This window comes from Variovorax sp. VNK109 (assembly GCF_049445855.1).
Lineage (GTDB): Bacteria > Pseudomonadota > Gammaproteobacteria > Burkholderiales > Burkholderiaceae_C > JAGOCV01.
Map to the genome: position 1 here is coordinate 597187 of NZ_JBMSDV010000003.1, position 10308 is coordinate 607494.

The 10308-nt window shown below is 65.8% G+C and carries 8 protein-coding genes; 1 reads left to right on the forward strand and 7 read right to left on the reverse strand.

Features of this window, described 5'->3' with window-relative positions; translation table 11 throughout:
* Positions 1–255 precede the first annotated feature (255 nt).
* The 5 genes from ampD to ACO2Q9_RS13885 are packed head-to-tail and all read right to left on the reverse strand — an operon-like array spanning position 256 to position 5120.
* Entirely contained in the window at positions 256–861 is a 606-nt protein-coding gene (gene ampD, locus ACO2Q9_RS13865) for a 1,6-anhydro-N-acetylmuramyl-L-alanine amidase AmpD (RefSeq protein ID WP_423312333.1), read from the reverse strand.
* On the reverse strand, positions 858–2363 hold the full coding sequence (locus ACO2Q9_RS13870; RefSeq protein WP_423312335.1) for a sigma-54-dependent transcriptional regulator: 1506 nt from the start codon (positions 2361–2363) through the stop codon (positions 858–860). The genes ampD and ACO2Q9_RS13870 overlap by 4 nt, the downstream gene beginning before the upstream one ends.
* A gap of 17 nt (positions 2364–2380) precedes the next feature.
* Positions 2381–4057, reverse strand: coding sequence for a sensor histidine kinase (locus ACO2Q9_RS13875; protein WP_423312337.1), 1677 nt, complete (start codon positions 4055–4057; stop codon positions 2381–2383).
* Positions 4058–4071: 14 nt separating this feature from the next.
* Positions 4072–4317, reverse strand: a complete 246-nt coding sequence (locus ACO2Q9_RS13880) for a PP0621 family protein (RefSeq protein ID WP_423312339.1) — start codon at positions 4315–4317, stop codon at positions 4072–4074.
* Complete coding sequence (locus tag ACO2Q9_RS13885) at positions 4314–5120, reverse strand: cytochrome C assembly family protein (RefSeq protein ID WP_423312341.1); 807 nt, start codon at positions 5118–5120, stop codon at positions 4314–4316. The genes ACO2Q9_RS13880 and ACO2Q9_RS13885 overlap by 4 nt, the downstream gene beginning before the upstream one ends.
* A gap of 32 nt (positions 5121–5152) precedes the next feature.
* Between ACO2Q9_RS13885 and ffh the strand changes: the two genes are divergently transcribed.
* Positions 5153–6520 (forward strand): signal recognition particle protein, encoded by a 1368-nt coding sequence (gene ffh / locus ACO2Q9_RS13890; protein WP_423312343.1) that lies wholly within the window; start codon positions 5153–5155, stop codon positions 6518–6520.
* A gap of 61 nt (positions 6521–6581) precedes the next feature.
* Here ffh and mdoH read toward each other — a convergent pair whose 3' ends face one another.
* Together mdoH and ACO2Q9_RS13900 are read right to left on the reverse strand one after the other, a co-directional pair.
* The gene (gene mdoH, locus ACO2Q9_RS13895; protein ID WP_423312345.1) at positions 6582–8570 is read right to left on the reverse strand and encodes a glucans biosynthesis glucosyltransferase MdoH; all 1989 of its coding nucleotides are present in this window, start codon (positions 8568–8570) and stop codon (positions 6582–6584) included.
* Positions 8543–10186 (reverse strand): glucan biosynthesis protein G, encoded by a 1644-nt coding sequence (locus tag ACO2Q9_RS13900; protein WP_423312347.1) that lies wholly within the window; start codon positions 10184–10186, stop codon positions 8543–8545. Before ACO2Q9_RS13900 ends, mdoH begins: the two co-directional genes overlap by 28 nt.
* Positions 10187–10308 lie beyond the last annotated feature (122 nt).

Consider the following 10308-nt stretch of genomic DNA (forward strand, 5'->3'; position numbering starts at 1 on the left):
GCAGGCAGAAACCCTGATTTCTGCGGTACAGCGACACACTATATCTAGGGTCTGGCGGGATTTCAAGCCACTACGGGTAGTGTGTCGCGACAAAGTTTACCTTCGCCGGAATTGACGCGCTGCAGCGTGGTTGATCGTGCGCGCCGACCCTCGATAGACACCCTTCCACAGGGCGCATCAACGCTGACTCCAGAGTGCCACAACGAGCACTGGCGCGGGCTCTGACGGTGAATGCGCGCGCAAGCCGCGTGGTCTTTAACCGTTACGAATTCCGCTGGAAATTTCGCGCGGAAATCGCGACACCGGCCAGCCGAGAGCGCGTTGAAGAAACGGCCAGTCGAATCCTTCGCCAGGGTCCTGCTTGCGACCTGGCGCAACGTGCTCATGTCCGGCGATATAGGTCACCGGGTAGTGTTGGCTGAGTGCGCTGCACAAGCCCGCCAGCGTTTCGTATTGCGCGGATTCGAACAGCCCGCCCTCCAGGCCTTCGAGCTCGATGCCGATCGAGTTGTCGTTCACGTTGTCGCGGCCGTTGAAGTGCGAACGGCCTGCGTGCCAGGCGCGGTCCGCACAGCTCACGAACTGCCAGAGCTCACCGTTGCGGCGTATGAAGAAGTGGGCCGACACTTCCATGCCACGGATGGTGTCGAAGTACGGATGTGCATCCCAGTCGAGCGTGTTGGTGAACAACTGCATCACTTCGGGCCCGCCATACTGGCCGGGCGGCAAGCTGATGGAATGCACGACGATCAGGTCGATCTCGATGCCTTCGGGCCGGGGCCCATGGTTGGGTGAGGGCACATGACGCGCAAACCGGTACCAGCCTTCGGTCCACAACGCGCTGGTGGCGTCGGTGGTCATTTGCTGTCGGGCGCGTCCTGCGCATCGTCGCCGTCGGGCACGGCGATGTTCAGCCGTGCGATGCGATAGCGGATCTGCCGCAGACTCAGGCCCAGGCGCGCGGCCGCCGCGGTACGGTTGAAGCCGGTTTCCTGCAGCGCCTTGACCAGGATCTCACGCTCCTGGCTGTCCATGTACGACTGAAGGTCCTGCGGCATGCCGTCTGACGCGGGTGATGGTCTGGCGGAGGATGCTGCAGTTGAAGGCAATTCATTCGATGCCGGGCCCGGCATCGATCCGGGCAAGGCGTCGAGATGCAGCTCTTCGCCATCGCTCAAGGCGACGGCACGGTGCAACAGGTTTTCAAGCTCGCGCACGTTGCCTTGCAGCGGATGGGCGGCCAGCTGATCCAGCGCATCGCGGGACAACACGGGCAGGGGCAGGCCCGACTCCTGGGCAATGCGCGCCAGCAAAGATTCACACAATGCGGCCAGATCCTCGCGCCGCTCGCGCAGCGGCGGCAGCGCAATCTCGATCACGTTGAGGCGATAGAACAGATCCTGCCGGAACCTGCCGGTTTGTACATCGCCTGCCAGGTCACGATGCGTGGCGCTGATGATGCGCACGTCTACCGCTTCTTCCTGTGTCGAGCCGATCGCGCGCACATGGCGCTCCTGGATGGCCCGCAGCAGCTTGGACTGCATGACCAGCGGCAAGTCGCCGATTTCGTCGAGGAAGAGCGTGCCGCCCTGGGCGGCCTGGAAATAGCCCTCGCGGTCGTGCGTCGAACCGGTGTACGAGCCCTTGCGCGCGCCGAAGAATTCCGCTTCGAGCAGGTTTTCGGGGATCGCGCCGCAGTTCACCGCGATGAACGGTCCTTCGTTGCGATGGCTGCAGGCATGGATGGCCCGCGCGGCCAGTTCCTTGCCGGTACCCGACTCCCCGCGCACGAGCACCGGCGCCATGCTGCGGGACACCTTGGCGATGCGCGCCTTCACCGTGCGCATGGCCTGCGACTCGCCGACGAGTCGCTGCAGGGCCTGCGCGGCCTGGCCCGAGACCGGCTGCGCCGGCGCAGCCGCAGTGTGATGCGAACGCAAAGGCGCAGCAGCAGACGCCACCGGCAGCACGTTGCCGCCCTGGACGGCGGACGCTACCACGGCGCGGAACTGCTTGAGGTCCACGGGTTTGGTGAGGTAGTCGAATGCGCCAGCCTTCAGTGCTTCGACGGCGTTCTCCGCCGAGCCATACGCCGTCATCACCACGCAGCGCTCCGGACGTTGCTGCGACTGCATGCCCTTGATGAGGTCCAGACCCTGGCCATCGGGAAGCCGCATGTCGGTGATGACCGCGTCGAACCGGTTGTCGCCGAGTTGCTCCCAGGCTTCGGCCAGACACGACGCGGTCTCGACACGATAGCCTTCGCGCAGCAGCGTGAGTTCGTAGAGCGTGCGCAGGTCGGGCTCGTCGTCGACGACGAGGATTTGCGCTGCAGAGTTGGGAACGGCGGCGGAGGTGCTCACGGGGCTATTGTGTCAAATCAGCCGGCGGCCTGGAAGGCGACGGTGAAGGCATTGCCTTGCACCGTCGTGTCATTGCGCAGGCGCTGCGTGCGCTCGTAGCCGATGACGGCGCCGTGCCGCTCGCAAAGCTCGCGACATATATAGAGGCCCAGTCCGCTGGAGCGGCTTTCCGACGAGAAGAACGGCTCGAACAGATGCCGCTCCACCGCCTGTTCAAGGGGCGCGCCGTCGCTCCACACCTGCAGCAGCCCGCGGCCATCCGGTGCGATGCGCGTGGAAACGATGATGGCGTCCGGCTCCTGCGATGCATAGCGCGCGGCATTGTCCAGCAGGTTGACCATCAGCCGACGCAGATGCTCGGCTTCGAAAACAATGCCCAGCCGTTCTGCGCGCAAGCGGTGCTGGAGACGCTTTCCGTGTCCTGTCTGTTGCAGCCAGTCTTCGAGGGCCGGATAGACCGCCGCGTCCAGCACGATGGTGGGGACGTCGGCTCGCGCGCCCACCTGTTGCACGCGTGCGATGTCCAGCACTTCCTCGACGATGCGGGACAGGCGCTGCGCATTCTGCTGAACCATCTGCGTGAGCTTGCGCTGGGCGGGGTCGGTGAGGTCTTCATCCAGCAGGGCGTTGGCCTGCGCAATGGCGGCCAGCGGATTGCGGATTTCATGCGCCACCGCCGCCGACATGCGGCCCATGGCGGCCAGCTTCTCGGTGCGCACGCGCGCTTCCATTTCGCGCAGGTCCTGCAGGAAGATGACGCACAGGCTTTCGCTGTCACCACCCAGCGCGGCTGTCAGGCGGGTGCGCACATGCACGCGGACCAGCGCTGCGCCTGCCACGTCGATGCCGACGTCGCTGATTTGCGGAAGGCGGCTTTCGAAGGTCAGCATCGCGACGTCGGCGACCGATTGCCATGCCGCTTCGCGTCTCAGCGAGAACGGCAACGGCAGCGTCGCGCCAGGTGCTCCGAGCAAGGCCCGTGCCGCCGGGTTGGCAGCGCGCGCAATGCTTTGCCTGTCCACCACGATCACGCCGTCGGTGAGGTTGTCGATCACCAGTTCGTTCACCTGCGTCTGGATGCGCGCCGCGCGCTGGCTCTGCACGGACCGCAGTTCTTCACCGGCCAGCCGCGACGCCAGCTGGTTGGCGAGGAAGGCAACGAGGAACAGTCCGGTGCTGGTGAGCGCCGCCTGAAGGAAGCGGCCCGTGGTGTCGGCCGTGGAGATCAGTGTCAACCACCATGCGTCCGCGAGCAGCAGGATGGCCACGAGCGCTGCTGTGCCGAGCGCCAGCAGCATGGTTCCCAGCACCGAGGCAAGCAGCACAGGCAGTGCAAGGAGCGGCCCGTAGTTGATGCCGCCGATTTGCTGGGCCTGCAGGATGATGAAGAACACCAGGTCGACACCGACGGTGACCAGCCAGTGGCGGTCGAGCGCGCGCACCGGGAGTGAGGGTTGGACTTTGAGGCGCACCGCAATCGTCGCCAGGAGGTAGCCGAGGGCCAGTGCAAGCACCCAGGGCATGACCGGCTGGCCGAGCGCGAAGAGGGTGATCTGCAAAAGCAGCAACACCACGCCCGTCATGATGCGCACGCCCATGAACCCGCGCCACAGGCGCGCAAAGCCCGCGCCCACCGGATGACTCGCCGCTTCGGGTGGACCGAACCACGACGTTTCGTATGGGGTCGAAGCCATCCGTATGCCGGCCTTCAGCGCTCGGCGCTCCGGCGATGCTCTTCGCCGCAGTACAGGGCGAGCTTGCCGGTGACTGCGTCCGAACGCGGCAGGTGCAATCCGCAGACAGGGCAACTGACCATGTCCTGGGGTGGGGGTGGTTCGCGTCGGCTGGCGGGTTGCGCGGGCCTGGCTTCCTCGTCATCGCTGCGACTTTGCCGGCCATTGCGCCAGAGCCAGAACGCCAGCAGCACGACGGCCGCGACGAGCACGAATTTCATGTGGGGCGGCCCAGCACGACCTCGAGCACGAAGCGGGAGCCGACGTAGGACAGCAGCAGCAATGCGGTCCCGACATAGAGAACGCCGACGGCGGTGCGTCCGCGCCAGCCGAACCGCGAGCGACCGATCAGAAGCAGTGCGAACGTGATCCAGGACAGCACGGAGAAGATGGTCTTGTGGTCCCACTTCCATGACTTGCCTGCCGCGCCGTAAAGCGTCTCGCCGAAAAGCCACCCGGCCAGCAATGTGGCGGACAGCAGCACGAAGCCCGCTGTGACGAAGCGGAACGTCAGCCGTTCAAGCAGGAGAAGGGGCAACCCGGCCTGCGGCTCGGCGGCCAGCCGGATCTGCTTTTCGGCGCGCGACATCAGCCATGCATGGACCACAGCCGCGCCGAAGAGCCCATAAGAGGCGATGCCCAGCGCCAGGTGCATCGGCAGCCAGGGCGAGGCCGCCACGTGGAGCGGTTGTCCGGGGAACAGCAAGGCCAGCAGCACGGCCACAGCACCCAGGCCTGCCAGAGCCCATCGCGCGCGCATCTGGGGAAAGAGCTGGCTTTCGACCGCATAGACCGTGAGCACCAGCCAGGCGGTCACCGACAGCGCAGGGGCGAAACCGAAGCGGGGCGACTCTGCCGCCAGGCCGTGGATCAGCAGCGCGCCATGCAAAAGCCATGCGATCAGCAGGGCAACCTTCGCCGCGCGTTCGCTGAGCTGGGACGCCGCTGCCGCCGGCACGGCGTACGCCACGGCCGCCGCAGAGCCCAGCCAGAGGCTTGTGAGGGTCGTGCTGGCTAGAATCATGCGTACAGTTTAGCTTTGAAACAGGCTTTCCCATGGCCTCGGCCCTTACCGAAAAATTCTCCCGCATCGTCAAGCAGATCAGCGGGCAGGCGCGCATCACCGAAGACAACGTGCAGGACATGCTGCGTGAAGTGCGCATGGCCTTGCTCGAAGCCGACGTCGCCCTGCCCGTCGTGCGCGACTTCATCGCGCGCGTCAAGGAAAAGGCGTTCGGCCAGGAAGTGCTGGGCTCGCTCAAGCCGGGCCAGGCGCTGGTGGGCATCGTCAACCGCGAACTCGCCGCCACCATGGGCGAGGGCGTGGCCGACATCAACCTCGCCGCGCAGCCGCCGGCCGTCATCCTGATGGCCGGCCTGCAGGGCGCCGGCAAGACCACCACCACGGCCAAGCTCGCGCGCCATCTCATCGAGAAACGCAAGAAGAAGGTGCTCACTGTTTCTGGCGACGTCTATCGCCCCGCCGCCATCGAGCAGCTCAAGACCGTCACCGCGCAGGCCGGCGCGGAGTGGTTCCCCAGCACGCCGGACCAGAAGCCGGTCGACATCGCGAAGGCGGCGCTCGACCATGCGCGCCGTCACTTCTTCGACGTGCTGCTGGTGGACACGGCCGGCCGTCTGGGCATCGACGAAGCGCTGATGAAGGAAATCCGCGATCTGCATGCCGCCATCAACCCGGTGGAAACGCTGTTCGTCGTCGACGCCATGCAGGGCCAGGACGCGGCCAACACCGCCAAGGCGTTCAAGGACGCGCTGCCGTTGACCGGCATCATCCTCACCAAGACCGATGGCGACTCGCGCGGCGGCGCGGCGCTGTCGGTGCGGCAGATCACCGGTGTACCGATCAAGTTCGCAGGGACGAGCGAGAAGATCGACGGCCTCGAAGTGTTCGACGCCGATCGCCATGCGGGCCGCGTGCTCGGCATGGGCGACATCGTCGCGCTGGTCGAACAGGTCACGGCCGGCGTGGACATGGAGGCCGCGCAGAAGCTGGCCGCCAAGGTCAAGAGCGGCTCGGGCTTCGACCTGAACGACTTCCTCGCGCAGATCCAGCAGATGAAGCAGATGGGTGGCCTGTCCAGCCTCATGGACAAGCTGCCCGCGCAGATGGCCGCCAAGGCCAGCGAGGCGGACCTCACGCGCGCCGAACGCGACATCCGCCGCAAGGAAGGCATCATCAACAGCATGACGCCGCTGGAGCGCCGCAAGCCCGAACTGCTCAAGGCCACGCGCAAACGCCGCATTGCCGCCGGTGCCGGCGTGCAGGTTCAGGAAGTGAACCGCCTGCTCAACGAGTTCGAGCAGATGCAGGGCATGATGAAGAAGATGAAGGGCGGCGGCCTCATGAAGATGATGAAGAAGATGGGCGGCATGAAAGGCATGCCGGGCATGCCGAAGTTCTAGTTGGCAACTGCCCACAAAAAAGGCCGTCGGGAGACGGCCTTTTTTTGTTTGCGCTCCACAATCACGCCGCAATACGCAACGACCGTGCTGCCGGGCGAGCCAGCTGGCTCGCATGCAGCCAGGCGCGACGTAGTACGGCGGGCGACCAGGCTTCTTCAGGAATGAGAAGCCAGCGGTTCTGACGCAGCATGGTGCCCAGCTCGATCTGGCTGGTCAGCACTGTCAGCGGAACGGCCAGCAACAGCGGCAGGCCCACAGGCAGCAACCACATCAGCGCACTTGCATCGATGACGGCGATGCCCACGGCCAGCAGCGCAATGACCAGCGTCATCGGCGCCAGTTGGCGGAGTGCGTGGGTCCACGGCACGGCAGCGGCTTCACGCGGCGGCGACTTCCAGTCCAGCTTGATGCCGGTGAGCGCGACCACGACGAACAGCGAGTGCGCCAGCATGCGGATGGGCGCCTGCAGCAACGCGAGCGCGGCTTCGAGGACGGCGCTCTTGAGCAGGCTGCCCACACCACCGAAGAGGCGCTGCTCACGACGCATCAGGACTGCGGCAATGCCGAGCAGGCGCGGCAGGAACAGCATGCACAGCGTCCAGGCCCACAGGCCGATCAGTTCGCTCGGCACGATGTGCCAGTCGGCCACGATGCGCGCACCGGACAACCACAGCGCCGTGCCCAGCGTGAGGAAGGCGAGCCACAGCGGGGCCGACAAATAGGCCATGGCACCGGTCACGAACATGCTGCGATGGACCGTGTGGATGCCCGGCTCGGCCATCAGGCGGGAGTTCTGCAGATTGCCCTGGCACCAGCGGCGGTCACGCTGCAGTTCGGCCAGCAGGTCGGGCGGTTGCTGTTCGTAGCTGCCGACCAGATCGGACACCAGCCACACGTGATAACCGGCACGGCGCATCAGCGCGGCTTCGACGAAGTCGTGCGACATGATGCCGCCTGCCAGACCGCCCGTGCCCTTGATGGGCGCCAGCGCGCAATGCTTCATGAAGGGCTCGACGCGGATGATCGCGTTGTGGCCCCAGTAGTGCGATTCGCCCAGTTGCCAGAACTGCATCCCCAGCGTGAACAGTCGGCCCGTCACGCGCGAGGCGAACTGCTGCGCGCGTGCATGCAGCGTCACGTGGCCGATGGCCTGCGTCGCGGTCTGGATGATGCCAGCCGTCGGATTGGCTTCCATCAGCTTGGCCATGGAGACGATGCAGTCGCCGCTCATCACGGAGTCGGCATCGAGCACCACCATGTACTTGTAGTCCTTGCCCCAGCGTCGGCAGAAGTCGGCCACATTGCCGGCCTTGCGGTGCGTGCGGCGCGTGCGCAGGCGGTAGTACACCTCGACCTGCGGCTGGTTGGCGTTGGCGGCCAGCGCGGCGCGCAGGTCTTCCCAGGCGGCGCGTTCGGCGGCAGCGATTTCGGGGTCGTAGCTGTCGGACAGCACGAACACGTCGAAGGTCTTCGAGTGACCCGTGGCAGCAACCGATTCGCAGGTGGCACGCAGGCCGGCGAACACCGTGGCGACGTCCTCGTTGCAGATCGGCATGATGATCGCGGTGCGCGCATCGGCGTTCAGCGTGTGGCCCTGCACCTGCCTGGCCGACAGCGTGTGCGCATCCCCGCGCACCATCACCCAGAAGCCCATCAGCGCGGTGACGAAGCCGCTGACCACCCAGGCGGACAGCAGGCCGAACAACGCGATCTGGCCCCATTCGAGGAATGCGTTGTCGTAGTTGGGTTGCACGTTCGCAAACAGCGAACTGGCGACGATGGTGCTGAGCAGGGTGAGCACCGCGAATGCCATGCGGCGACGCTTGGCAGCGAGCTCCCATCCGGCGGGCGGCGTCTGGCGGGGCTCGCTGCGCACGGGGCTAGCGATGCGGTTGGCAGCCATGAGGATGGCCGTGCCGATGCTGTTCCAGAAGCCGCGCCAGGGCAGCGGCATCATGGAGCCACGGTTGATGGGCGGTGCGGTCACCGCATTCGGGTGGCGCTGTGCGAGCGTTTCAGGCGTTACTCGGGAAGAATGATGTTGGTCCATGTTTCGCTCACGATGTCGTTGACGTGTTGGAGGAAGGCGCGCAGTTCGACCGGCCGGGCCGGGTCGATGCGCTGCACGCGCAGGGTCATGCGCCATGCGCCGGTGGCGGCATTGCGGTAGACCAGAGATTCGGTGACGCGACCGTTCGCGTCGGTGGAAGCCACGGCGCGGACCGGGGCGTTGGCGGGCAAGTCCTGCAGGGATGGGCCGGCGAAATCGATGACGTATTGCGTCTGCGTGCGCAGCTCTTCGGCGCTCAGCCGGTTGAAGCCGATCCCGCGGCGCGTCTGCACCACGTGGCCGTTGGGCGGTTGCTGCGGTGCATCGCCTTGCCAGTGCAGTTCGTAGGAGAAGTCCAGCGGCGCGCCGGCAGCGGGCAGCTTCGCAGGCACCCAGTAGGCGACGATGTTGTCGTGCGTCTCGTCCGGCGTGCTGAGCATCACCAGTTCGACGCGGCCCGGGCCCCAGTCGCCCAGCGGTTTCACCCAGGCACTCGGCCGGCGTTCGTAGCGGGCTTCGGAGTCTTCGTAGTTCACGAACTTGCGGTCCCGCTGCATCAGGCCGAAGCCGCGCGGATTCGTGGTGGCGAACGAGGTGACCGTTTTCTCTTTGGGGTTCTGCAGCGGTCGCCACAGCCATTCGCCTTCGCCCGTGGCCACCATCAGGCCGTCGGAGTCGTGCACTTCGGGGCGGAAGTCGTCCAGGTTGGGCTGGTTCTCGCCGAAGAAGAACATGCTGGTCAGCGGCGCGATGCCCAGCATCGCAGGCGCCGTGGTGCCTGCGCGCAGGTAGACGCGGGCGGTGACCTTCGTCGTCGTCTGCTTGCCGGGCGTGATGTCGAAGCGGTAAGCGCCAGTGGCGCGTGGCGATTCGAGCAGCGCGAAGATGGTGAGGTTCTTATCGTCGGCCGCCGGGCGTTGCAGCCAGAACTCGGAGAAGCGCGGGAATTCCTCGCTGCTGCCGCCCACGGTGTCGATGGCGAGCCCGCGTGCCGACAGACCGTACCCCTGCCCGGCGCCGAGTGCGCGGAAGTAGCTCGCGCCCAGGAAGACCACCAGCTCGTCCTTGTAGTCCGGCGAATTCAGCGGAAAGTGCGCGCGGAAACCAGCGAAGCCCAGATCACCCCAGTTGTCGGGATTGAAGGTGTTCCTGCCGTAGTCGAAACGCGAGCGGTCATAGGCGATGTGCTTCACACCTTCCGGGGTGATCTCGTTGATCAGCACCGGCTCGGTCTGGTAGAGGCCGAGGTGGAAGAACATGGTCTCGAAAGGCAGGGACGCATCGCGCCACAGGGCCTGATCGGGCTTGAAGCGGATGTCGCGATGCTGGTCGTAGGTGATGTCGCGCAGTTCGGGCGGCAGGTTGCTGCCGGGCTTGTCGCTGATTGCCTTCCACGGCTGTGCCGCGCGCTTGCGGGCGATGCCCGCGACGTTGTCGAAACCGAACACCGGCGCTGCCGCCGGACGCCTGGCAGGCACAGCGGTTTCGGGTGTCGCAACCGTCGTTTGAGAGGGGGATTGCGCGACCGCGCTGCCGGACAGCGTCAGGGCGGCCAGCAGCGCACCGGCTGCATGGCGCCAGGAGAGGCTGTTGACGAGGACGAGAACGGCATTCATTGCCGCTCTATAGGGCAAACCCTGTGCCAGTCAGAAAAAGTCCTTTTCGATCAAGGACTTGAGTGTGATTTCTGCTGTAAGTGGCTGTATCAGAGGCCTGGCAGGGGGCAAAACCCCCGAAA